We start from the raw sequence: 24,166 nt of genomic DNA, 5'->3' as shown, positions 1-24,166 counted from the left end.
AGCCCTTCGTTCCCGTAGCACGTCGGAGCCCGGCAATGTCGCCACCTCAAGGCACGTTGCCGGGTTCGTTCGTGAAGAGCACATGGAAGAGCGTCGTTTCTGGAGGCTCCACCCACTGCGCGTACAGGGGGACGGGAGTCTCGGCGATGTCTCTCGGAAGCTTGCTGGCTCCGAAACGCTCTTCGATCTTCCTGGAGAGGACATCGGCAACGGCTTGCCGCTCGGGCAAGAGTGGCTCGAGGCTGACCCTGGGATTGAGCCGCCTTCTTCCGACGCGACCGTACTCCACCCCATAGACGATGTAGATGGGTGCCAGGATGCTGAGGCAGCCCACCACGATCCAATGGTACGGCGGCAGCGGTTGACCCTTCTCGTGCGTCACCGGATAGGCAACACAACGGAAGCAAGCATCAGGTGTCGCGGTGCCATCTCCCAAGGTGAAGCCGGGAAGCTCCTGTTCGAGATCATCCAATAACGCATGCCACCGATGGTGTTCCTCGAGCGCTTCTTCCCATCGCGCCTCGAGCCTATCGTGCTCGGGGCTTCTCTCCTGCCTGAGCTCGTAATCCTTGTCGGGGCGCCAGTACTGCCGGGCAATGGCCAGCAGCTCTTCTTTCGATGGAGTCATGGGACTAGGGGACGAGATTGCCAAGCTGAACGGGTATGGCTTTCTTATGGCATGATGTCTTCACACGTGAACCCTCGATGGATGCCCAAAGCATGGGTTTGAGCGTCTTCTTGAGGGATTCACACAACAAGCCCAGACCAGACGCGGGTGTAGCGGAGCTGAAAACCACCTCGGCGGCCTCATGGATGCGCTCCGCCGTGATGCGCTGTGCGAGCGGGAGGGAGATGGGGCCGTCGTCGTTCTGGATCGGCATCTCAACGCCAAATCCACAAAGGAACGACTCTCCCGTATTCGCTCTCTGGATGTTGATGCGGATACAGGCCGCGCGCCAGCCGCTCGGCTCATCCTTCCTGGGCTTGACGATCGTGACGAAATGGATCTGCCCCGGCTCTATCCTGCCCGTGACGATGGTCCTGGTTCTGGGACCGGTGCGCCCACATCCCGAGGACACCAGCAGCAACAGGGCCAGCCAATGAAGCCGTGAGCGTGCTCCGGGCATATCCAGGCTCCTGACGGAGGGAGGCGACTCCATTGGAGTCCCTCGACCCGCCGTCGAACAAGCCCGCGGCCCGTCCGGCCGTCCACGCCCGGACGTATCCGCGCGGACGGCCCGGAAGAGCCTCAGCCCACGGTGACGCGGCGCACGCCGCGGGCCTCCAGGAGCGCGGGCAGACGCTCGCGCTGGTCGCCCTGCAGCACCAGGGCCTCGCCCTCCACCACGCCCCCACAACCCAGGGAGCCCTTGAGGGCCTTGAGCCACTTCTCCAGCTCGGCTTCCCGCAGCCCGAGCTGCTCCACCACCGTCACTTCCTTGCCCCCACGGCCCTTGCGCTCCATGCGCACCACGGCGCGCGCGGGGCCCTTGGGCTCCTCGGCCTTCACCGGCGCGGGAGCCGGCCCGGGGGGCAGCTCCTCGCGCTTCACGCCCAGCGCCGAGAAGGGGTTGTGGAAGGGCGCCGCCGGGGCGGGCGTCTCGGGCTTCTTGTCACGCTTGCCCATGAACCGCCCGCTCAGTGCTGGTCCCGCGCCTGCAAGGGCTGCGTCTGGGGCAGCACCTGGAAGGCGGGGTCGTTCGCGTCCCCGTTCGCCATGATGAGCGCGTAGAGGAAGGACGGGATGGCCCGCGCCTCGCGGCCGTTGATGACCACCAGCGGCGTGCCGCGAACCCCGTGCTGCTTCGCGTACGCGAGATCCTCCTGCAGCTTCTGGGTCGTCTCCGGCTTCGCGATGCAGGCCTGGAGCTGCTCGCGCGAGACGGAGCCGGAAGAGAGGACGCTCAGCACCGCATCGGGGCTGGTGAGCGACATCTGGGCGGCGAAGAGCTTCTCGCGCAGCTCCCAGTAGTCGGGGGCGTCCTCGAGGCAGATCTGCGCCTTGGCCGCCGTGCAGCGGATGCCGGAACCATCGGTGTGCTGCCGGGCCATGGCCGTGTTGCACTCGCTGTCGAGCGGGAACTGGCGGGCCTCCAGGGACAGCTTGCCCTCGGGGAGACGCTTCTTCATGAGGGCGAGCGCCTCCACCAGGTTCTTGCAGTGGGGGCACCGGCTGTCCGTCCACTCCACCATCTTCACCGGCGCGTTCACGGGCCCGTAGAGGCGGCGCGCGGGCGCGGTAGCCGGCTTCGGCGAGGACTGGCGGTAGAGCGCCAGCGCGTTGGCGAGGGCCTGCTGCTCGGGCTGCGGCAGTCCACGCAGGTAGGCCGCCAGTGAGCCGGGGGCGTCCGTGGTGGGCGAGCCCGCGAGGGCCTGGAGGGCGGCGGAGGCCTTGGGCGTCTGCTGGCCGGGCACGAGCAGCGCCACGTACGCGGCCACGGCGAAGCCCCCCGTCCACTGGAGGGCGCGGCCCCACTCACCCGTCTGGGGCAGGACGGGGCCGGGCAGGCCCCGCCAGGCCACGAGGGCGAAGGCGATCGTGAGGACGTAGGTGCCCAGACACGTGAGGCACAGCGCGCCGGCACTCGCGCTCGCGGCGCCGAAGACGAGGCTGGCGCCCACGCCAGCGGCGGCCACCAGACGCAAGCCGTTGGTGGCGGGCCGCACGGTGTGCCCGTTGCGCTGCCACACGAGGTAGAGGGCGGAGAGCGCCACCGCGACGATGCCCCACACCAGGCCGAGCCCGGCCACGGGGATGCGCAGCAGCTCGTGCACCGTGCTGGCGAAGGGGGAGTTCCACACCGTCTCGCAATTGACGCGCTCGGAGATGCCACACACGGTGGTGCCACCGGCGCGCAGGGTGAGGAGCTCCAACCACTGGAAGATGGAGAGCGCGCTCTCGGCGAGGGCCAGGCCGAGCAGCACCTGGGCGCCGCGGACCGGGACGGGAGGGGGCGGATTGGCCTTCTTGCTCATGCGTGCTCCGGAGGAGGGGTCATCAGGACGAGGAGGCGGGCGTTGTCGGGGCCGTCATTGGTGACGCCGTGCTCGACGCCCGCGGGGGCGGAAATGGCGGCACCAGGGCCATGGGAGGCCTCGTCGGTGCCAATGCGGAAGCGGCAGCGCCCCTCGAGGACGAGGTACACCTTGTCCGAGGTGGCGTGCCGGTGGGGCTTCTGGGACTGGCCGGGCGTGAGGCAGTACACGTCCAGGAAGAAGCGCTCCGACTTGAAAAGGTTGTGCTTCTGGAGCTTCTCGGCCGAGAAGCCCTGGAAGTCCGACAGGTATCTGACATCCATCGTGGCATTCACTCCCGGGCCTCTATATAGCGACGGTCATGGAACCGCTGTCTCTGCATTTTCTTCACGAGCAGGCAGGCGCCCGCTTCCAGGACGTCAACGGTCGGGAGGTCGTGGCCGACCATGGAGATGGGGAGGCCGAGTACCGGGCGGCCCGGGAAGCGGTGGCCCTCCATGATGCCACCTACCGGGAAGCGCTGCGGATAACCGGCGAGGACCGCGCGAGCTTCCTGCACGGGATGGTAACCCAGGAAGTGAAGGGCCTGGCCTCCGGAGCGGCCACCTACGCGGCGATGATCACCGTGAAGGGGTCCATGGTGGCGGATGCCCGCGTCGTGCGGCGCGAGGCCGACCTGCTGCTGGACATGGAGCCCGGGATGGGAGCCAAGGTCCGGGAGTTCCTGGAGAAGTACCTCATCTCCGAGGACGCGGAGCTGCACGACGCCACGGACGAGCTGGGGGTACTGCGGCTGCTGGGCCCCCGGACGGCCGACCTGCTGGGTGCCGTGCAGGGGAGCCCGTTCGAGCCCCTGCCCCAGGACGCCACCCGTGCCATCACCCTGGCGGGCCAGGAGGTGCTGGGCGTGGGAAGCACCCGGGTGGAGCCGCACGGGGTGGACCTGCTGGTGCCCCGGAGTGGGCTGGAAGCGGTGTGGAAGGCGCTGGTGGCGGCGGGTGGGGCCCTCGGGCTGAAGCCGCTGGGCTGGAGGGCGCTGGAGGTGCTGCGAGTGGAGGCGGGGGTGCCGCGCTTCGGACAGGACATGGGGGAGACCACCATTCCGCTGGAGGCGAACCTCACGCATGCCATCTCGTACAACAAGGGGTGCTACATCGGGCAGGAGGTAATTGCCCGGGCCACCTTCCGGGGGCACATGAACCGGAAGCTGACGGGACTCCTGCTGGGAACCACCGAGGCGGCGCCCGGCACCGAGCTGAAGAAGAACGGAAAAAAGGTGGGATGGGTCACCACCGTGGTGCATTCGCCGGGCAAGGGGCAGACGGTGGCACTGGGGTACGTGCACCGGGACCACCTGGAGCCGGGAACGGTGCTGACGGTGGGAGAGGGCCCGACCGAGGCGACCGTCTCGACCCTCCCCCTGCCCTGAGCCCCACCTCCCCCGCGGCAATTCCCCCGCGGCAATTTCCCCTCTCCCTCTGGGAGAGGGACGGGGTGAGGGTTATCTGAAGCACCCTGAGTGCACCCCCTCGCACCTCAAGAAGAACCCCGAGCCGGAAATCTCGCGGGAAAATCCGGATGACCGTGGAACGGGGCTCGGGTGTCTTCCGGCTGAATGAGCCGTCACCTGCCCGTCCCCCTCCCCTTCACGAAACGCCCCATCCTGGGATGGAGCGGCCTCCTGGCGCTCCTGCTCGTGGTGCTGGCCTCGCCGGCCGGAGCCCAACCCGCGGAGACGGGAACGCTCATCACCCGGGAACAAGAGGTCCGAGCCCTCGACGGAGGGCTCGTGGTCGAGACACCCGATGCGGGGATGACGACCCTCACCCCGCCCACGCTGCTCACGGACGCGCCGGCCCAGTATCCGGAGGGAGACTGGACGGGGCCGCGCACGGTGACGCTGGAGCTGCTCCTCACCGAGCAGGGGACGGTCGAGCGGGCCGAGGTGGTACAGGGAGCCGAGGCGGCCTTCAACGACGCGGCGGTGCGCGCGGCCACCGGACTCCGCTTCACTCCGGCCACACTGGACGGCACGCCGGTCTCTGTGCGGCTCCCCTTCACCTACCGCTTCGAGCCTCCGGCCGAGCCCGCGAGCCGGACGGTGCTCACGGGCCTCATCCGCTCCAAGGGCACGAGGAAGCCGCTGGGCGACGCGGCGGTGACGGTGAACGGCGCGACGGTGACCACGGATGCCGAGGGCCACTTCGAGCTCGCGCTGAAGCCCGGCCTCCAAGAGGTGCACGTCTCAGCGCCCGGCTACAAGCCGGCGGACTTCCGCGAGGAGCTGAAGGAGGACCAGCGCCTGGAGGTGCGCTACGGCCTGGAGCCGCTGGTGGTGAATCCCTACGAGACGGTGGTGCGAGGAGACCGTGAGCGCACGGAGGTCTCCCGCATCACGCTGCACGACCAGGAGGTGCGCGAAGTACCGGGCACGCAGGGGGATCCCTTCCGGGTGGTGATGCTGATGCCGGGAGTGGGGAGCGTGGCCTCGGGCCTCTCGTACCCGGTGGTGCGAGGCAGCCAGCCGGCGGCGACGGGCTACTCCATCGACGGGGTGCGCGTGCCGATGCTGTACCACCTGCTGCTGGGCCCCGCGGTGGTGCACCCGGAGTTCATCGACTCCATCGACTTCCAGGCGGGGGCGCCGCCGGTGCGCTACGGGAGGACGCTGGGGGGAGCGGTGGATGGGCGGCTCAGCCGGCCGCGAGAGAAGGGGCTGCACGCCAGCGCGTACGCGGACCTGCTCAACGCGGGTGGCTTCGTGGAGGTGCCCATCGAGGAGACGGGCACGAGCGTCACCGTGTCGGGGCGGCTCAGCTACTCGGCGCTGCTGGTGTCGCTGGCGGCCAACGCCCTCTCGGTCACGAGCGGCGAGGAGGTGAGCTCCGGCTACCGCGCGGACTTCTGGGACTACCAGGCGCGGGTGGAACAGAAGGTGGGCGAGGGGCGGCTGCGGCTGCTCGTCTTCGGCAGCTCGGACCTGTTGGGCCTGAAGGCCGAGAGCAAGAACGACTACGCCGGAGACCTGGCCATGCGCTTCCACCGGGTGGACCTGCGCGGGCAGCACCCGCTGTGGGGAGGCGAGGCGGAGGTGGGCCTCACCTGGGGCCTGGACCAGCTGGGGACGACCGCCAGGCGAGGCCCGACGAAGGTCGGTGAGTTCGGCATGGCCGAGCAGACCTTCCGTGCGCGTGCCGGCTGGAGCAAGGGGCTCACGGACACGCTGTCGCTGTCGCTGGGCGCGGACGTGGAGCACCGCCGCGGCGGGTTCACCCTCACCGGCATCGCGATTCCTCCGGGCACCCGGGGCGATGACCCGACGGACGCGCTGCGGCGGCCCTCGACGCTGGCCACGTTCTCGGGCCTGTACGGCGAGCTGAGCTGGAAGCCGGACGCGCGGTGGTCGGTGGTGACGGGCCTGCGAGGGGACTCCTGGCACCTGGTGCCGGGCATCTCCTACTACACGCTGGAGCCGCGGCTGGCGGTGCGCCACGCGATGACCGAGAGCCTCACGTTGAAGGCCGGCGCGGGGCTCTACCACCAGCCGCCCACGGTGCTCGTCCAGCTACCGGTCATGGACGCGGCGGGCCTGCGCTACGGCCTGCAGAATGGAATGCAGTTCGACCTGGGCGCGGAGTGGAAGGCCCTGGAGGGGCTCGAGCTGTCCGCGGACGCCTGGTACAACCCGCTGCCGCGCACGGTGGAGTTCAGCTTCGAGCAACTGCTGGAGAACCGGCGGCGCCGCAACGCGCCCGCGCCCGACCCGGCCTCGCACGGGTACGCGTACGGGTTGGAGCTGATGGCGCGCCACCCGCTCGGGGGCAACTGGTTCGGCTGGGTGTCCTACGGCTTCCAGCAGAGCAAGCGCTGGGCGCGCTTCGACCGCTACGACGACCAGGACCAGGTGGTGGGCCAGGGCGAGGGCTACCTGCCCTTCGCCTTCGAGCAGGTGCACGTCTTCAACGCCGCGCTGAGCTACCGCTTCCCCGGCAACCTCACGGTGGGCGCGGTGGTGCACTTCAACACCGGCCGGCCCGAGACCGGGGAGCTCAGCTCGCGCAACATGCACGTGGTGCGGGACGAGGAGGGCGTCGAGCATTGGGTGCGCACCGACCCGGACCGGGCCGAGCGCCTGCCGCCCTACTTCCGCGTGGACGCGCGCATCTCCAAGACGTGGACGCTGGACGCGGTGGTGGTGGACGCCTACCTCGACGTGCTCAACCTCTCCCTGCAGCGGGAGGTGCTCGCGTACGACTACACGTACACGACCGAGGACTGGCCAGGCACTGACGTGTTCGCCGACCGCAAACCCATGGACGTGCCGCCGGTGGTGCTGCCGCTGCTCGGCGTGAAGGTGAGCTACTGACATGAAGACCCGTGCTTCCCTCCTGGCCCTGTCCCTGCTGGCCACCGGCTGCGGCACCCTGTACCCGGAGGATCCCCTCTTCGTGTACGGGCGGGCCCTGCACGCCGATGGCACTCCGCTCGCGGGCACGACCCTGATGTTCGAGCGCAAGACCGCCTACGACGGCTCGACGCCCACCGTGTCCGTCTTCGAGCCCTTCCGCGAGGTGACGACGGAGCCAGATGGCAGCTACACGCTCGAGCTGCTGGTGAAGGAGACCCGGAGCCAAGTCAGGGATTACTCCTTCAGCCTGCATGCGTTCCGGCTCCACCGCCAGGAAGAGGACGGCTCGGAGAGCTGGCTCGGATTCAACCTCCACGGAGGCGACGTGGAGCTGCCCGCGCTCCTCCCCTGGCAAGCGGACCTCCACACCACGCCCACGGCGGACGGGGTGATGCTGGCGCTGGGTGCACCCCTTCCCACCCTGGAGATTCCTCCCTCGGCCACCTCCAATGATTGGACGATCATCGAAACAGATGGCTCCCGGCACACCGAGCCCAACCCCAGTCCGCCCTCGCTCTGGCTGGAGTTGCGCAGTGGAGACGGCATCCTCTGGTGGAGCCCGAGCCCGAAGGAGACGCTGGCCGTGAGCCGCTCCATCCTGGAGGACTTCGCGGCGCCCGTGGCGCGGACGTCCGTCTTCATCGATGGCGATTGGACCTTCAAACCGATGGTGAGCCTGAACGACAGCTACCTGTCTTTCTATGTCGAGTGGGCGAGTGCTTCCGTGGCGCTGCCGTCCGGAGGGCTCGTGCCGGTCAGCCGGGGGGCGGCCTGCGAGCCGTTCGTCGACACGTGCCCGCTGACGGATGGGAAGCTGGAGACGATCAAATCCGTGCCCCTGAATGAGCTACGCGTGCGGCTGCCGACCCCGAAGAAGCTGCGCCAGGCAGTGGTGCGCGGCTTCGCCAGTGCCGGTCATACGGAAGCGGTGGTGGTGGAGGGGAGCGTGGATGGGCAGGAGTGGACAGTGCTCGGCCGGGCCACCCTCGAGACCCGCCGCAGGGCCCGAAACGCCCAGCTCACGAATCGCCTGGGCATGGAGCGATTCCTCGACGTGCCGCTCGCTCCGGAGGCTCCCGCGGTGACGCAGGTGCGCCTGCGCGTGGTGGGCGAAGGGCTGATGAATCGGGCCGACTTCCGAGAGCTCTCCCTCTTCGAGTAGCGGCGTGCACCCCCCGCGTTTCGCGCACATTGCGGCTTCATGACGAAGTATGACGGCGCCGATTTGAAATAAGGGCCCGGCGCCTCCGTCCAGATGGGTGTTCACGAAGACAACCTCTGGAGCTTCCAACATGAAGACCTTGAACGCCCTCTCCTCCGCGCTCGTTGCCTCCCTCCTCCTCGCCGGTTCCGCGCACGCCCAGTCCCAGCGGGACCGCATCGAACGTGCGCAGGATCGCCACGAGGTGCGCCAGGACACCGCCCAGCGCGCGGACGACCGGATGGACGTGGCCGAGCTGGAGCGCGTGCTGGCGCGCTTCGACGCGGCGCGGGCCCGCAGGAACAACGCCGAGCTGGCCGCCGTGGATGACCGGCTGCGCGAGCTGCTGAGGGCCGAGCTGGCCGAGGGCCGCACCGAGATGGCGCAGGCCAGGGCCGAGGCGCGGGATGACCGGAGGGAGAGCCGCGCGGAGACGCGGGATGACGTCCGGGACGCGCGCGTGGAGGCGGCCTCGCAGACGGCGCGGAAGACCATCGCGCGCGAGTTGAGCTCGCTCTCGGGCGCCCGGTCCCAGGCGCAGCTCGAGCGCAAGCGCGAGCTCATCGTCGAGCTGGTGCGGCTCGGCAAGCAGGAGGTGCGGCAGGACCAGCGCGAGACGCGCGAGGACCGGAAGGAGCTGCGCGAGGATCGGCGCCGTTGACTCGAGCCGATCCCTTGGCGGCCAATGGCCACCATGGAGGCCAAGGCGGTCGAGACGGAGTACCGGCGGAAGCGGTGAGCTCCCGCCGGCCGAGGGCGGCCTAGAGCCGCCCTTCCGCCTTCTGCTGGCGCTCGATGCTCTCGAAGAGCGCGCGGAAGTTGCCGCCACCGAAGCCCTGGTCGCCCTTGCGCTGGATGATCTCGTAGAAGAACGGGCCCGCCTTCTGGTCCTTGTAGAGGGCGGCCGCGTCCTTCATGAAGATCTGCAGCAGGTAGCTGTGCTCCCCGGCGCCATCCACGAGCACCTCCAGGTCGCGCAGCTGCTGGATGTCCTCGTCGATCTTCTTGATGCCCAGCTGCTGGATGCGCTCGGGCAGCGCGTCGTAGTACGTGCCCGGGGTGGGCATGAAGGAGATGCCACCCCGCTCGCGCATCTCCTTCACCGCGGAGAGGATGTCCTTCACCACCAGGGCCAGGTGCTGCACGCCATCGCCCTTGTGGTCCTCGTTGAAGATGTTGATCTGCGAGGACTTGAAGAAGGGCTTCAGGGGCTCGTTGTTGGCGAACTTCACCCGGCTGACGGGATCCCAGATGACCTCGGAGCGCAGGCCCGAGCCATGCTCGCGCTTCTGCTTGGCGGCCACGTCCTCGGTGTGGAATTGAATCTCCCAGAACTTCTCGAAGCCCATCACGTGCTCCATCCACAGGAGCATGGGCCTCATGGTCTGGAAGTTGGACGTGATGTGGTCGATGTGCGTGAAGCCGTAGCGGTTGGTGCCGCCGCGCGGCTTCTCGTACTGCATGAAGCCCGGATAGAGGGCCTTGTACCCGTCGCGCTGGATGAAGCGGAAGGTGGTGTCACCGAAGGGCGTGGTGATGGAGAACATCGCCAGCTTGCCGCCCTGCGCGTCGGTGAAGCGCTGGATGTCGGTGATGAAGGTGGCGCCGCGCTGCTCCAGCAGGCGGTAGGTCTTCTCGACGTCCTCCACCTGGTAGTTGAGCGTGCCCACCCCGTCCGGGTGCTTGCGCAGATAGCGCCAGGCGCGGCCGCCCTCGCCCACCGGTTGGCTCACCACCAGCACGATGCCGCCCGCCTGGAAGACGGCGGACTTCTGCCTGCCCTCCTTCTCCAGCTCCGGCGAGGACACGCCCTGCTCCGCGAAGTCCAACCCGTTCACGTAGAAGTGCCGGCTGCGCTCCAGATCGTTCACGTACCAGTGGACGCTCTCCAGCCCCTTGATGCCCAGCGACTCGAGCTTCGCCATGTGTGCCGACTCCTCCGGTGCTTCGGGTTCCGACTGCGTTGATGCGTCGTCGACTCAGGCCGGCTGCGCGTCGGGCTGCCGGTCCGGGTGCGCCGCCTGGAAGGCGGGAAGGCTGGCGCACGCCGCTTCGATGCGCGTGAGCAGCCCGTAGGGCGCGAGGTCTACCCCGAAACGCCGGGCCCCGTAGAGCTGGGGCACCAGGCAGATGTCGGCGAACGACACTGCGTCTCCCAGGCAGTACGTGCCCGCCGTCTCCTGGACGGAGGCCTGGAAGGCCGTCAGCCCCCGGTCGATCCAATAGGCACACCAGGCCTTGTCATCGCCCTTCAGCTCCCCCTTGATGCGCTGCAGCACGGCCAGGTTCTGCAACGGCTGGATGCCCGAGTTCACCATCTCCGACAACATCCGGCAGCGAGCCCGGAGATACGGGTCGGCTGGCAGCAGGGCGGGCGAGGCGTGGCGCTCCTCCAGGTACTCGAGGATGGCCATGGACTGGGACAACCGGCGCACCTGGCCCCCCTCGGTGAGCTCCAGCATGGGCACGGTGCGCATGGGGTTGAGGGAGCGGTAGGACTCGCTGTTCTGCTCGCCCCCGTCCTTCACCAGGTGCACGGGCACGTACTCATACGACAGCCCCTTGAGCTCGAGCGCGATACGCACCCGCCACGAACACGACGAACGCCAGTAACTGTAGAGCTTCACGTGCCCACCACCTTCTGGGAGATACGCCCGAAGAGGCTGCGTCCCTCCGCGTCCAACATCTCGATGTCGATGGTGTCACCCACCTTCATGAAGGGCGTCCTGGGTGCACCGGCCTCGATGGTCTCGATCATCCGGCGCTCGGCGAGGCAGGAGATGCCCCGGGCACGGTCCTCGTTGGACACGGTGCCGCTGCCGAGGATGGTGCCAGCGGTGAAGGCGCGCGTCTTCGCGATGTGCTGGATGAGGTCGAAGAAGGAGAAGTGCATCTCCGGGCCGGCGTCCGTGTCCCCCACCACCTGACCGTTGAGGATGGAGCGCAGGCGCAGGTGGACGCGGCCGTCCTTCCACGCGGCGCCGAGCTCGTCCGGGGTGAGCGCGAAGGGGCTGAAGGCGCTGGAGGGCTTGCCCTGGAAGAAGCCGAAGCCCTTGGCCAGCTCATTGGGGATGAGGTTGCGCAGGGTGACGTCGTTGCACAGCATCACCAGCTTCACGTACTTCGCCGCGTCCTCGGCCTTCGTCCCCAGCGGCACGTCGCCGAGGATGACGGCCACCTCGGACTCGAAGTCCATGCCCCACGCCTCGTCCACCAGGGGCAGGTCCTGCGTCGGCGCGAGGAAGGTACCGGAGCCGCCCTGGTAGACGAGCGGATCCGTCTTCATCGTGGCCGGAGGCTCGGCGTTGCGCGCCTTGCGCACGAGGATGACGTGGTTGAGGTAGGCACTGCCGTCCACCCACTCGTAGGCACGCGGCAACGGGGAGAGCAGGGCGCGGACATCGACGGGGCGGCTCTGCACGCGGTCGGCCTCGAGCTCCTCGGCCAGCGCGCGCAGCCTGGGCTCCAGCTCGTCCCACTTGTCGAGCGCGGCCTGGAGCGTGAGGGCCACGTTGGTGGCGAGCGCGTAGGCCGAGTTGTCCCGCTTGACGACGATGAGCCGTCCATCGCGGGTTCCGTCGTTCAGGGTGGCGAGCTTCACGCGTCGGACTCCAGGCGGCCAGGGGGAATGAGCAGGCGGGCCGGCGCCTTCGCCCCGGGCTTTTCCGTACCGGGGCCAGGGTGTCAAGCACGGGCTTCCTGCGCATCGCGTCATCCACGCCTCGCACCCGAGGTATAGGTTGGGAAGAACAACCCCTACCTGGCGTCCCAATTTCTCGACGAAATGCGACGGAGCGTTAAGCTTGGGTGCCTCCGACTCTCCCCGGGGTAGGACCAAACCCATGCCATCCAACAAGAACGAGCTCGCCGCTCGCATCGCCGTCACCAAGCCCACCGACGCGGTACGCGGTCTCTTCTTCCGGGTGGTGTTCGATCTCGTCGAGAAGCAGGCAGGCGCGGACGCGTTGCGTCAGGTCCGCTCCGGCACGCTGGCCAGGGACATGAGCGACCTGCGCACCTACCCCGCCTCGGACTACCTCACGCTGCTCTACGCCGCGGCGGACGCATTGGAGAACAAGCTGGGCGCCCAGGACGCGGTCTTCAACGCCTGCGGCCGTGCGTGCGTGGGCCGCTTCTCCAGCGGCCCGGGCCAGGTCGTCTTCGGCATCCTCGGCAAGGGGGACCCGCAGCGGCTCTTCGCCCAGACGCGCGTGGCCTTCAGCACCGTGGTGACGTACGGCCAGCGCGACCACCGCCCCGCCGGCCCCAAGGCATGCATCATCGCCTACCGCGGCGACATGCAGCCGGCCGCCTACCACGTGGGCATCTTCGAGGGCGCGCTGGAGGCCCTCGGCTTCAAGGGCACCGTCACGGCGAACACGCTCGGCATCGACTCGGTGGACTACGAAATCACCTGGGAGTGAGTGTCACTCCAGGCAGGTGAGCGTCAGCTCCATCACCCCCACCAGGCGCTCACCCACCGAGGCCCAGCAATAGAAGTGGTGGTCGCGCCCCTCCACCCCGTGCAGGTGGGCGCCGAACGTCACCGTCTCCCCGGCGTAGGCGAGGCTGTCCGCGCGCACCTCGCCCCGCGTCACCAGGTAGCGCACCGACGCGTTGCCCAACAGCTGGCGCAGCAGCGCGCCCGCCATCCCGGACAGGCCGCTCATCACCACCGCCACCGGCAGCACCGGGTGCATGGCGAAGTGGCCCTTGCACAGCTCCGCGCTCACCGGGCCCAGCGTGGCCTTCAGGCACTCGCCGTCACGCACGAAGTCCCGCAACGGCAGCGGGTGACGGTGCGGATTCTGACGCATGGCGGCGAAGTCGGCCGGCGCGCCCTCGCACCGCGTACGCTCGCGGGGCTCGCGGCGCATGTCCTGGCGCGCGCACTGGAAGAGACGCTGGAAGGCCGCCGCCGACAGCACGTTGTAGTCCACCTCCACCGAGAAGAGCGGCTGGCCCTCCCCGCTGGCCAGCAGCGTGCTCGCGGTGGCGGTGCGCTTGTCCTTGAACTCCGCTCGCGCCGCGCCCCACAACAGCCCTGTAGCGCGGGGCAGCGGGCCCTCGTGCAGCCGCTCCAACCGCGCGCGCCGCGCCAGGTAGTAGTGCTGCCCCTCCTTCGGGTTCACCAGCGACGACGCACACGAGCCGAGGATGGCCAGGTGCCGCCCCACCTCGGCGGCGTTGATGGGCGAGGCCTCCTGCCCCGGGTCCTGCTCCACCGGCACCCGCGCCAGCACCTCGCCCTCGCCCACCACCGACACCTCGCGCAGCGCGAAGTACGGATCCCTCACGCAGATGCGCCCGTAGAGCTCCGAGGCGCACAGCACCGGGTGTTCCCTCTTTCCCGCTTCCTCGAAGGGCATCCGCCCACGCCAGGGAGTGCCCGGGGCGGAGCTGGAGGACTGCGTGACGGACAGGGGGGAGTGGAGTGCGTGACCCATGCGTCTTCCCTCGTATCGAGACCCCTTGAGGATGGGGTCTGCTACGACACCGCGCGGTGTCGTACCCGACACCATGGGTGCACCCTACCCCAGGCGCGTCCGCTCAGCCAGGGGGGAACTTTGCCGTGAATCCAAATTCATCCTGGAAACGACATCGGGTCGGACAAACCGCTGAACTTCCAGCGGTTCGCCGACCCGGTGGTACCCGCGCTCCGTGGGCCGTCAGAGGTCCGCGGCCTGCGTGGCCTGGGTGGAGAGCGGCAGCGAGATGCTGACGCTCACGCGGACGCCGAAGTTGCACGAGGCCGTGTTGCCGGAAGCATCCTTCGCGGTGCAGGTGACGTTCGTCAGGCCGAGCAGGAAGAGCGCGCCGGAGGGATGCGAGCAGGTGACGGGCACCGGGCCGCAGTTGTCCTGGGCCGAGACGGCGTACTGGATGGAGAGGCCGAGGCTGCCGAGGCCCACCTTGGCGTCCACCCCGAGCGGGCAGGTGATGGTGGGCTTCGCGGAGTCCACCACGGTGACGATGCCCACGCACTGGGAGCTCGCCTCACCGTCCGAGGCCGTCAGCGTGACGGGGTGGCGGCCCGGGCCGAAGGAGGCGTTGGGCGACTCGGTGACGGTGAGCGGCGAGGGCCCGTTGTCCGGGTCGTAGCTGCCGTTGTTCACGCTGGCGTGGCCCTGGCAGGAGTCGCTGACCGTGACGGTGACGTCGCGGCAGAGGGCCACGGGCGGCTGGTTGCTCGGCGGCGGCTGGCAGGTGAGGTCCACCGTGGCCGAGGCGGCGTTGTTGTCCTCGCGGCACTCGGTGTCGCGGCCCTTGCCCGTGCCGTCGTCGTCCACCACGGCGAACACCTCGGCGTTGCCCGTGAAGGACGAGGGCAGGGACACGGTCACGAGCGCGCTGGAGCCCACGGGCAGCGCGTCGGCGGCGGTGCCCACCGCGAGCAGCGTACCGCCCGAGGCCGGGTTGCCCCGGTAGAAGGCCACCTTCACGCCGACGGGCACCGGAGCATCGCCCAGGTTGCGCACGCGCGCACCGAGCGTGAGCACGCCCGTGCCATCACACGACGCCGTCACCTCGGAGGCGACGAGGTCCGCGGCGGCGTAGGGGTTGCCCTGGCCCACGTAACCAGCGACGTTGGAGCGGAAGACGTTGAGCCTCGGATCCAACCAGTGGGCCTCCGGGCTGCTGGGGATGGTGCCGTCGTCGTTGACGTTCGTCACCGAGTAGGCGTGCTGGTTCCAGATGCGCCGGGCGCCGGCCCAGCCCTCCTGGGTGTCGTGGTACACGCGGATGCCGTTGAGGCCCGGCGTCGGCGAGGCGTTGTCGTTCTCCACCACGACGATGTCCGCGGCGTTGTCACCATCCACGTCCGCGACGAGCGGGTACTCGTGCGTGGTGCCCGAGCTGTGCGGCGTCTGCCAGCGCACCGCGCCCGTCACCCCGTCGAAGATGCGCAGCTGGCGCTCGTCGGCGTAGATGACCTCGAGCCGGCCATCGCCATCCAGGTCGAAGGTGGTGGAGGTCGTCTTCCCGGAGCTGTAGTCCCAGATGGGGAAGGTCCACTTCACGGCGCCGTTGGCGCCATAGACGGTGTAGTTCCAGTCACCCGCCAGGCCGATCTCCAGCTGCCCGTCGCCATCGAAGTCCGCGATGTTGGGCGCGCCGCCATGGCCGGCATTGTCGTGGTAGGGCTGCTCGGGGTCGGTGATGTGGACCGGCCTGCTCCACAGCAGCGAGCAGTCGTCATCGAGCAGGCTCACCTGGCCATGGCCCGACACGACGATCTCCCCCGCCGCGTCACCGTCGAAGTTCGCCACGCCCGCGAAGCCGCCCGGAATCTGCGTGTTGCTGCACTTGAGCGAGCCATCATGCCGGTAGACGGAGCGGCCATTGATGACCTCCTGCTTGCCGTCCTGGTCGATGTCCGCCGCGAAGGAGACGGGGCCGGTATACAGGGCGCCGTCCATGCCCTCGGAGCCCACCCACTTCAGCGCGCCGGTGTTGTCATAGACGCGGTTGCCGTCGAGGATCTCCACGGTGCCGTCGCCATCCAGATCCGCCAGCGAGGGGCCACCCCACTCGTTGTAGTCGTTCGCGTCGGGGGCCGAGCGGAACTTGAAGGTGCCATCGTTCTCGAAGCAGATGATGCCGCGGCCGTCCTCCGGAATGCCGCAGATCTCCACCGCACCGTCACCGTCGATGTCACCGGCGGCGATGCTGGCGGCCGGCTTCACCCGGGCCAGCGGGCTCGCCGCGGCCCACAGCTCGAGACCGTCCTCGCCGCTGATGGCCCGGAGCACCCCGTTGATGTTGGGGTTGCCGCCCGCCTGGGCTCTCGCGTTGTAGAGCTCGCCATCGAAGGTGCTGAAGACGATGTCCGGCGAGCCGTCCCGGTTCACGTCCACCACCACCGGCGTCATCATCACCTGCCGGGACTCGGGCATCACCCCGCTCCCCGTCCACGCCCACTGCAGTTCCGGCTCGAAGTGGCCCGTGAAGGGCGGCGGAACCTCACAGCGCTCCGAGAGCTGTCTCTCCGCCAGCGCCTTCGACCCACCCTCCTGCTCCGTGGTGCCACAGGCACTCGCCAACACCATCGTCCCCAGCGCAACGTACAGCCGCATATATCGTCTCTCCTCTCACGCCCGAGCCCGGCCCGGCGCGCGGCCACCCCCTGCCCCCACCTCGAGGTGAAGGCTCCTCGTCTGGAATTGAGGAGAGCACCGGGAATTGGATCTTTTCCCGGTAATGTAGGACATCTCCGGCCCGGCTCCGAGTGCCACCCACCTATGGATGGCACCCGGGACGGAGCCCCTCATCACCCGAGGCTCAGGGGGCCGCGTGGCCTCCGTGCGGCCCGGAGCGGGGCAGCAGCACCCGGGCGGGGGTGTAGTGAACGGGGCCCACACCATCCCCCAACTGCCCATAGAGGTTGCCACCCCAGGCGCGCAGGGTGCCATCCGCACGCACGGCCAGCGAGTGTTCGAGGCCACCCGAGATGGCCACCGCGCCCGTGAGCTCCGACACCCGCACCAGAGAGGTCCGCTCCGTCAGCGTCCCATCACCGAGCTGGCCCATGGCGTTGCCACCCCAGGCCCAGACCGTACCGTCTCCGCGCACCGCCAGGGAGTGGAACCCCCCGCCCTCGATGACCGCCACGTTCGTGAGGCCCTGCACCTGGGAGGACGTGAGGGATTTGGGAGCCCGGGTCCACACCGTGCCGTCCTCGCGCAGCGCCAGCGCCGCGGGGCCGCTGGCCGCGACGGACACCACGCCCGTGAGGTCCGGCACCCGCACCGGCGTGAGCACGGGAACCGTCGTCCCGTCCGACAGCGTGACGGGTCCGTAGCAGAACCACGTCCACACCGTGCCGTCCTCGCGCAGCGCCAGCGACCAGGCGCTCCCTCCGGCGATGGCCTTCACGCCCGTGAGTCCCGGCACCTGCACCGGCGAGGGCGACGAGCCATAGCCCCAGGTCCACACCGTGCCGTCCTCGCGCAGCGCCAGCGAGTGGGTGTCACCGGTGGCGATGGCCACCACGCCCATGAGTCCCGGCACCTGCACCGGCGAGGGCCGGACGACCTTCGTTCCATCCCCGAGCTGACCGGAGCTGTTGTAGCCCCAGGCCCACACCGTGCCGTCCGCACGCAGCGCCAACGAGTGGGAGTTACCGGCGGCGACGGCCACCACGTCCGTGAGTCCCGGCACCCGCGCCGGCACCACGTGGAACCGGGTGAAGACCGTCACCGAGCCGTAGCCGAGCTGGCCATTGGAGTTCGCACCCCAGGTCCACACCGTGCCATCCGCGTGCAGCGCCATCGAGTGCTGTCCGCCCCCAGCGGTGGCCACCACGTCCGTGAGCCCCACCACCGCCCTGGGCTCGAGCCGGCGATTCGAGCCCGTTCCGAGCAGGCCCAGGGTGTTGTCACCCCAGCCCCAGACGGAGCCCTCCGCGCGCACCGCCAGGCTGTGGGTGGGACCGGCCGCGATGGACCGCACCGCGTGCAGTCCCTCCACTCGCGCGGGGACGTCGCGGTCCTCGCTCGTTCCATCCCCGAGCTGACCCTGGGCGTTCTCGCCAGAGGTCCACACCGTGCCATCCCCGCGCAGCGCCATGGAGTGGAAGATGCCGGCCGAGATGGCCACCACGCCCGTGAGACCCGGCACCTGTACGGGGGAAGGCCGGCTCACCACTTTCGACCCGACTCCGAGATTGCCGTTGCCGTCGTAGCCCCAGCCCCACACGGAGCCATCCTCGCGCAGCGCCAGCGAGTACCAGGCGCCCGCCGAGATGGCCACCACGCCCGTGAGACCCGGCACCTGCCCCGGCGCGGACCGGGCCATCGTCGTCCCGTCCCCGAGTTGGCCCGCGTAGTTGCCACCCCAGGCCCACACCGTGCCATCCTCACGCAGCGCCAGCGAGTGCGACTGTCCGCCCGAAGTCGCCACCACGCCCGTGAGACCCGGCACCTGCACTGGCACCCGCCACGTGCCGCCGTTCGAGTTGCCGAGCTGCCCCTCGCCGTTGTCGCCCCAGCCCCACACGGTGCCGTCCGCGCGCACCACCAGGACATGGGACCAGCCGGACGACAGGGACGTCACATCCAGGAGACCCGGCACCTGCCCCGGCGTGGGGCGCCCCAGGGTCGAGCCATCTCCGAGCGTGCCCGTGTTGTTGGCGCCCCAGGTCCACACCGTACCGTCCCGGCCGAGGGCCACGGAGTAGCCCTGGCCCACGGCGACGGACACCACGCCCTCGAGTCCAGGCACCGGCGCCGGCCGTGGCACGTCCAGGTACGTCCCGTTTCCGAGCGCCCCCTCGGTGTTCATGCCCCAGGACCACACCGAGCCGTCCGGGCGAACCCTCAGCGTATGGGTCTGACCCGTGGCGAGCTCATCGCGCGAGTCCACCTCGCGGGGCCGCGTCGGCAGGCCCCAGGCGCTCTCCGTCGTCAACATCATCCCGAGCAGCGCGGACAGCAGCACTCCGCGCACGCCTCTTCTGTCTCTCAGCATCGCTCCTCCACGAGGGTGTTCAGCTTCGCCAGGGCACACTCCCGCCCCGCGGGCATGACCCGCTCGAGGCTCGATGGAATGGACCGCGTGGCGATGAGCGCCCAAGCAGAGGACGTGCCACCTGCTCGCCTGCTCGTGCTCCCTCGGAAAGCCCATGAGCACGAGCCCGGATTCACGGGGACGAGTGACGTTTTGCGTCCGGCCAGTGCCGCGATTGGTCCTGCGAGGGGACCCGTCACGGTGGGCCTCTCACCGCATGGAAATATTTCGTCATACGGCCGAAGCCCGCCGGACATGTCCCGCTGGCACCTTCACACTCGCGACCTGGGGGCATGCGTTCGGCTGCTCAGGGACGGGCAGCGAGACCGCGAACCCCTCTACATGCCCCCGGGTCGCTCTTCGAGGAAACACGGGCATGGACCAGACGACACAGGCCACCACGGACGAGGGCATCATCCAGGTGCTGCTGGTGGAGGACGACGAGCGCCTGGCCCGTCTCACCAGCCGCTACCTCCAGGAGCACGGCATCCTCGTCACCATCGCCGGCACCGGCCCCGACGGCCTCACCGAGGCCAGCCGCCACGCCTATGACGTCATCCTCCTGGACCTCATGCTCCCGGGGCGAGACGGCATGGAGATCTGCCGCGAGCTGCGCACGCGCAGCGATGTCCCCATCATCATCGTGACCGCCCGCGGTGAGGAGGCCGACCGCGTGCTCGGCCTGGAGACCGGTGCCGACGACTACCTCTCCAAGCCCTACTCCTCCCGCGAGCTGCTCGCGCGCATCCGCGCCCAGGTGCGCCGCTCCCGCGGTCGCGTCGGGCCCTCCTCCCAGCCCATCCAGGTCGGCAAGCTGGCGATGGATCCGCGCGGCCTGCGCGCCACGCTCGACGGCAGGGTCCTCCCCCTCACCACGTACGAGTTCGCCCTGCTGCGCGTCCTGGCCGAGCGCGCCGGCCGCGTCCTCAGCCGCGAGCAGCTCCTCGACCTCGTCAAGGGCAACGCCGATGAGGTCTTCGACCGCTCCGTCGACGTCCACATCTTCCGCATCCGCCAGAAGATAGAAGAGGACCCGCGCAACCCCAGGCTCCTCAAGACCGTGCGCGGCGCGGGCTACATGCTCGCCACCGGGGACGAGCCTTGAACATCCGGCGTCCCCGCTTCCCCAGCCGCCTGCTGTGGCGCATCTACCTGGTGGGCATCGCCCAGCTCCTGCTCGTCTCCTTCGCGCTCGCCACCCTCCACCGCTACACACGGGAAGACTCGTTTCGCGAGTCCCTCGAGCGCTCCACCACCTACAACGTCTCCGAGTGGGCCTCGCTCCGGGATAGACCCGAGGAGCTCCAGGGAGCACTGGACCGGGTTCGCCAACGGCTCGGCATGAAGGTGACGATGCGAACCCTCGACGGCCGCGTCCTCACCGCCAATACCTCGCGTCCACTCCCTCCCCTCTCCGCCGAGGACCTCCAACGGCTCGAGACCGAGCGCGTGGTGAGACGCGCCAAAGGTCCGCCCCCCGTCATGTACGTGGCCATTCCCGAAACCGGTCCGATGGAGGCCTACGCCATGGTGGAGCACCCACCACCCCCCCAACCTCCCCCCAGCCCCGTGATGCCCATCGTCCTGGCGCTCGGGTGCACGGCCATCACCTCGCTCGTCTTCGCTCGCAGCCTCGCCCTGCCCCTGCAGCGGCTGGCCAAGGTGGCTCGCACCTTCGGTGCCGGCATGCTCGACGTGCGCACCGGCCTGCGCCGCCGCGACGAGATGGGCCAGGTGGCCGAGGCCTTCGACGAGATGGCCGAACGCATCACCCTCCTGCTGCGCTCCCAGAAGGAGCTGCTGGCCAACGTCTCCCACGAGCTGCGCACGCCCCTGGCCCGCATCCGCGTCGCCCTGGACCTGGCCAGCGAGGGGGACTCCACCCTGGCCCGTGAGTCCCTCTCCGACATCGCCGAGGACCTCTCCGAGCTGGAGCGCCTGGTCTCCGACGTCCTCACCGCCGCTCGCCTCGACCTGGCCACCGGGCAGACTCCCGGTGCCACCCCGCCCCTGCGCCGCGAGCACGTGGAGGCCCAGACGCTGGTGGACAAGGCCGCCGCGCGCTTCCGCTCCGCCCGGCCCGAGCACCGGCTGGAAGTGCACGTGGACGGCACCCTGCCCGTGCTGGAGGCCGACCCGGTGCTGTTGCGCCGGGCCATCGACAACCTGCTGGACAACGCCGGCAAGTACTCCGAGCCCCACTCTACCGTGCGGCTGCATGCCCGTCCCTTGGAGCATGGCCTCCAGGTGGAGGTGCGTGACGAGGGCATCGGCATCGACGCGAGCGACCTGCCCCACCTCTTCACCCCCTTCTTCCGCAGTGACCGCAGCCGCGCGCGGAAGACGGGGGGCGTGGGGCTGGGACTCGTCCTCGCCCGCCGCATCGTCGTCGCCCATGGCGGCACTCTCATCCTGGAGAGCCAGCCCAGCCTGGGAACGACGGCCCGCATCACCCTCCCCGCCGCCCCCTGAACCCACTCACACCGAAAGGACTGGCACCGGGTCTGAAATCAGAGACCCGGTGCTCTCCCGTTTTCCGTTCAAAACATTCTGTCACAAACACGTAAAGAACAGGTCACGAACACCCATCAGGGTACCCACTCGCAGCGCCAGTGCCGGCCCGGAGCCGGGAGCTGGCCGGGAAACAACCCCCCTGTCGAGAGGACCCCCCATGCAAGGAAGTACGCGTCTAGGAGCACTCGCCACGCTCGCCTTCGCCTTCACCACCGCATGTGGTGGCGTCGAGCGGCCCGAAGGCTGGAGCGAGGAGTCTCACGGCAAGAACGCCGCCCCCGCCTACGACGTCGTCTTCGCCCAGGACAAGGTGCAGCGGATCGACCTCGTCATCGCTCCAGAGGACTGGAAGACGATGCAGGACGACATGACCGCCATGCTGGGCGAGTTCGGAACCGGCGGGGGGATGGGCCCTGGCGGCGGTGGTGGCGGTGGCGGCAGCCCCGACGGCGGCGGTGGCATGACGTTCCCGCCCGAGCTCGTGCAGCCCTGTGAGGGCAAGGCGTTGGGCGACACCTGCACCGCCACCTACCAGGGCAGCACCTTCACCAGCACCTGCACCCAGACGCCAGCTGGCCCTCAGCTCCTGTGCCGGCCCCCACGAGGTGGAGGTGGACCGGGTGGCGGCACACCGGATGGCGGTGGCGTTCCGGGCGGCGGCGGACCCGGTGGAGGCGGTGGCGGGGACATCATCCCCAACACGCCCGTGTACGTGCCCTCGACGGTGCACTTCAACGGCAAGAGCTGGAACTACGTGGGCGTGCGCATGAAGGGCAACTCCTCGCTGTCGCAGACGTGGCGCAGCGGGGTGGGCAAGCTGCCGCTGCGGTTCAACTTCGACAAGTTCGAGGACGAGCACCCGGAGATCGAGGATCAGCGCTTCTACGGCTTCACCAAGCTGTCCCTGGGCAACGGCGCGGCAGACACGTCGCTGATGCGCGACAAGGTGGCCACGGACGTCTTCCGCGAGCTGGGAGTGCCGGCCGGGCACACCTCCTTCGTCGCCCTGTACGTGGACCACGGAGAGGGCTCCCAGTACTGGGGCCTCTACACGCTCAACGAAGACCCGGCGGAGTCGCTGCTCGACCGCACCTTCGGTGGCCACAAGGGAGCGCTCTACGAGGCGGATGGCCCGGGCGCGCGCCTGGCGGCGTTCGATCAGGAGTCCTTCGAGATTCAAGAGAACGAGGAGCTGGGCTGGGCACCCGTGGAGGAGACCATCGCCGTGCTCAACTCCGACCGCACCGACGCGGCGGCCTGGCGCGCACGCCTCGAGGAGAAGCTCAACGTCGATGGCTTCCTGAAGTGGCTCGCGGTCAACACCGTGCTGCAGAACTGGGACGCCTACGGCGCCATGTCCCACAACTACTACCTGTATGCCGATCCGAACCAGGGCGGGCGCCTGCAATGGATTACCTGGGACCATGACCGGGCCATGAGCAGCGGCATGGGACGGGCGACGTCGCTGACGCAGGACACCGTGGACGCGAACTGGCCGCTCATCCGCTTCCTGATGGATGACCCCATCTACCGGGCGACCTATCAGAAGTATGCGCTGGAGGCGGTGCAGGGCCCGGTCGCCCCGGACTCGCTGCAGGCCCGGATGCGCGCGGCGCATGAGCTCATCACCCCCTGGGTGGTGGGCGAGAACGCGGAGCAGCCGGGCTACACCTTCGTGAGCAACGCCCAGGCATTCGAGGACGCGTTCAGCGGCACGAGCGGCCTGCTGAGCTTCGCGGCCAGGCGTCAGAACGAGGTCCGGGCCGCTTTCGGAACGACCCCATGAACGCCCTGGCCCGCACGAGCTCCCATCCCATGTCGTCCTCCGCACCGGAGCTGGATCACGAAAGGAAGTTCCAACCCTCGCGCGAGGCGCTGGAAGCATTCCTGAAGGACATCCGGAGCTGGACGACGCCCTGCGTGTACGACTCCGGTCTTCCGTTCGCCTTCACGCGGACGACCTACTTCGATACCGATGGATTGGACTTCCTGGACTCGTGCCGGGCCGGGCACGCACAACGGCTGCGGCTCCGGGAGTACGCGGGAACGGCGGACCTCGCCCTCCCGCCCGTGCTGTCCGGAGCCCGGTTCCTCGAGCTGAAGAAGAACACCGGGGCACGGCGCTCCAAGGTCCGTGTCTCCCTCTCCGCGGACGAAGCGGCGGCGCTGCTCTCGGGTGGGCTCCCGCCCGAGGGGAGCGCGGCGGCCCAGCTCCTGCGACAGCTGCCCCACGCCCCGGTGAGACCCTGGGTCACGGCCTGGTACCGCCGCGGCACGCACAGGACCCACGATGCCGGCGTGCGCATCACCGTGGACGAGGATCTCGTCTTCGCGCTCCCACCGGAGCGGAGCTCCCTGGGCGAACCGGCAACCCCCTCGAGGCTGCTGGAGCGCGCCCCCGCCATCCTGCTGGAAGTGAAGTGGCGGGGAAGCACCCCCTCCTGGCTGGAGGGGCTGTTCTGGCGGCTGGAGCCCTTCGAGACCCGCGGCTCGAAGTTCGAACAAGGCATGCGCGCGCGCCTCGCCAGCACGTCCTCCACGCAGTGATTCCCCAGGAA

At 69.3% G+C, this 24,166-nt stretch carries 20 protein-coding genes; 9 read left to right on the top strand and 11 right to left on the bottom strand.

The genetic code is table 11. From position 1 onward, the window contains the following. Window positions 1-46 precede the first annotated feature (46 nt). The 5 genes from JRI60_RS53160 to JRI60_RS08515 all read right to left on the bottom strand — a co-directional run bounded on the left by JRI60_RS53160 (window position 47) and on the right by JRI60_RS08515 (window position 3,299). A complete protein-coding gene (locus JRI60_RS53160; RefSeq protein ID WP_239470419.1) occupies window positions 47-628 on the bottom strand; it encodes a hypothetical protein in 582 nt (193 codons plus the stop codon). Window positions 629-632: 4 nt separating this feature from the next. Continuing rightward, on the bottom strand, window positions 633-1,127 hold the full coding sequence (locus JRI60_RS08530) for a hypothetical protein (RefSeq protein ID WP_239470418.1): 495 nt from the start codon (window positions 1,125-1,127) through the stop codon (window positions 633-635). 122 nt (window positions 1,128-1,249) lie between these two features. Continuing rightward, window positions 1,250-1,627: a translation initiation factor gene (locus tag JRI60_RS08525; protein ID WP_204225350.1), complete on the bottom strand. Its 378-nt coding sequence runs from the start codon at window positions 1,625-1,627 to the stop codon at window positions 1,250-1,252. A gap of 11 nt (window positions 1,628-1,638) precedes the next feature. Further along, window positions 1,639-2,976, bottom strand: coding sequence for a thioredoxin domain-containing protein (locus JRI60_RS08520; protein WP_204225349.1), 1,338 nt, complete (start codon window positions 2,974-2,976; stop codon window positions 1,639-1,641). Next, on the bottom strand, window positions 2,973-3,299 hold the full coding sequence (locus tag JRI60_RS08515) for a cupin domain-containing protein (RefSeq protein ID WP_204225348.1): 327 nt from the start codon (window positions 3,297-3,299) through the stop codon (window positions 2,973-2,975). Before JRI60_RS08515 ends, JRI60_RS08520 begins: the two co-directional genes overlap by 4 nt. A 38-nt stretch (window positions 3,300-3,337) precedes the next feature. On the opposite strand from JRI60_RS08515, the gene JRI60_RS08510 reads away from it, so the two are divergent. The 4 genes from JRI60_RS08510 to JRI60_RS08495 all read left to right on the top strand — a co-directional run bounded on the left by JRI60_RS08510 (window position 3,338) and on the right by JRI60_RS08495 (window position 9,246). Next, window positions 3,338-4,405, top strand: coding sequence for a YgfZ/GcvT domain-containing protein (locus tag JRI60_RS08510; protein WP_204225347.1), 1,068 nt, complete (start codon window positions 3,338-3,340; stop codon window positions 4,403-4,405). A 186-nt stretch (window positions 4,406-4,591) separates the two neighbouring features. Next, window positions 4,592-7,342 carry a TonB-dependent receptor domain-containing protein gene (locus tag JRI60_RS08505; RefSeq protein ID WP_204225346.1) on the top strand — a complete coding sequence of 917 codons (2,751 nt, stop codon included), beginning with the start codon at window positions 4,592-4,594 and terminating at the stop codon, window positions 7,340-7,342. A 1-nt stretch (window position 7,343) separates the two neighbouring features. Next, window positions 7,344-8,546: a hypothetical protein gene (locus tag JRI60_RS08500; RefSeq protein ID WP_204225345.1), complete on the top strand. Its 1,203-nt coding sequence runs from the start codon at window positions 7,344-7,346 to the stop codon at window positions 8,544-8,546. 130 nt (window positions 8,547-8,676) lie between these two features. After that, window positions 8,677-9,246: a hypothetical protein gene (locus JRI60_RS08495; protein WP_204225344.1), complete on the top strand. Its 570-nt coding sequence runs from the start codon at window positions 8,677-8,679 to the stop codon at window positions 9,244-9,246. A 100-nt stretch (window positions 9,247-9,346) separates the two neighbouring features. Here the strand turns inward: JRI60_RS08495 and hppD are convergent, their stop codons facing one another. From hppD to JRI60_RS08480, 3 genes are read right to left on the bottom strand one after another with little or no spacing between them, the layout of a single operon-like run. Beyond that, window positions 9,347-10,510: a 4-hydroxyphenylpyruvate dioxygenase gene (hppD, locus tag JRI60_RS08490; RefSeq protein WP_204225343.1), complete on the bottom strand. Its 1,164-nt coding sequence runs from the start codon at window positions 10,508-10,510 to the stop codon at window positions 9,347-9,349. Between the two features lie 54 nt (window positions 10,511-10,564). Further along, complete coding sequence (maiA, locus tag JRI60_RS08485; protein WP_204225342.1) at window positions 10,565-11,212, bottom strand: maleylacetoacetate isomerase; 648 nt, start codon at window positions 11,210-11,212, stop codon at window positions 10,565-10,567. Beyond that, window positions 11,209-12,186 (bottom strand): fumarylacetoacetate hydrolase family protein, encoded by a 978-nt coding sequence (locus JRI60_RS08480; RefSeq protein ID WP_204225341.1) that lies wholly within the window; start codon window positions 12,184-12,186, stop codon window positions 11,209-11,211. The genes maiA and JRI60_RS08480 overlap by 4 nt, the downstream gene beginning before the upstream one ends. A 241-nt stretch (window positions 12,187-12,427) precedes the next feature. Between JRI60_RS08480 and JRI60_RS08475 the strand changes: the two genes are divergently transcribed. Continuing rightward, window positions 12,428-13,009, top strand: a complete 582-nt coding sequence (locus JRI60_RS08475) for a TIGR02265 family protein (protein ID WP_204225340.1) — start codon at window positions 12,428-12,430, stop codon at window positions 13,007-13,009. Window positions 13,010-13,012: 3 nt separating this feature from the next. On the opposite strand, the gene JRI60_RS08470 is transcribed toward JRI60_RS08475, so the two are convergent. The 3 genes from JRI60_RS08470 to JRI60_RS08460 all read right to left on the bottom strand — a co-directional run bounded on the left by JRI60_RS08470 (window position 13,013) and on the right by JRI60_RS08460 (window position 19,055). After that, window positions 13,013-14,032, bottom strand: a complete 1,020-nt coding sequence (locus JRI60_RS08470) for a hypothetical protein (protein ID WP_204225339.1) — start codon at window positions 14,030-14,032, stop codon at window positions 13,013-13,015. Between the two features lie 222 nt (window positions 14,033-14,254). Further along, a complete protein-coding gene (locus tag JRI60_RS08465) occupies window positions 14,255-16,663 on the bottom strand; it encodes an FG-GAP-like repeat-containing protein (protein ID WP_204225338.1) in 2,409 nt (802 codons plus the stop codon). A 205-nt stretch (window positions 16,664-16,868) separates the two neighbouring features. Further along, entirely contained in the window at window positions 16,869-19,055 is a 2,187-nt protein-coding gene (locus tag JRI60_RS08460; RefSeq protein WP_239470417.1) for an RCC1-like domain-containing protein, read from the bottom strand. 415 nt (window positions 19,056-19,470) lie between these two features. On the opposite strand from JRI60_RS08460, the gene JRI60_RS08455 reads away from it, so the two are divergent. The 4 genes from JRI60_RS08455 (at window position 19,471) to JRI60_RS08440 (ending at window position 24,155) form a co-directional block, all read left to right on the top strand. Then, window positions 19,471-20,199: a response regulator transcription factor gene (locus tag JRI60_RS08455; RefSeq protein WP_204225337.1), complete on the top strand. Its 729-nt coding sequence runs from the start codon at window positions 19,471-19,473 to the stop codon at window positions 20,197-20,199. After that, complete coding sequence (locus JRI60_RS08450; protein WP_204225336.1) at window positions 20,196-21,566, top strand: sensor histidine kinase; 1,371 nt, start codon at window positions 20,196-20,198, stop codon at window positions 21,564-21,566. Before JRI60_RS08455 ends, JRI60_RS08450 begins: the two co-directional genes overlap by 4 nt. Before the next feature lie 199 nt (window positions 21,567-21,765). Then, window positions 21,766-23,394, top strand: coding sequence for a CotH kinase family protein (locus JRI60_RS08445; RefSeq protein ID WP_204225335.1), 1,629 nt, complete (start codon window positions 21,766-21,768; stop codon window positions 23,392-23,394). Window positions 23,395-23,423: 29 nt separating this feature from the next. After that, window positions 23,424-24,155, top strand: a complete 732-nt coding sequence (locus JRI60_RS08440; protein ID WP_239470416.1) for a VTC domain-containing protein — start codon at window positions 23,424-23,426, stop codon at window positions 24,153-24,155. Window positions 24,156-24,166: the final 11 nt, after the last annotated feature.

The organism is Archangium violaceum (genome assembly GCF_016887565.1).
In the GTDB taxonomy this organism is placed as follows: domain Bacteria; phylum Myxococcota; class Myxococcia; order Myxococcales; family Myxococcaceae; genus Archangium; species Archangium violaceum_B.
This window is presented reverse-complemented; position numbering and strand designations above follow the sequence as displayed.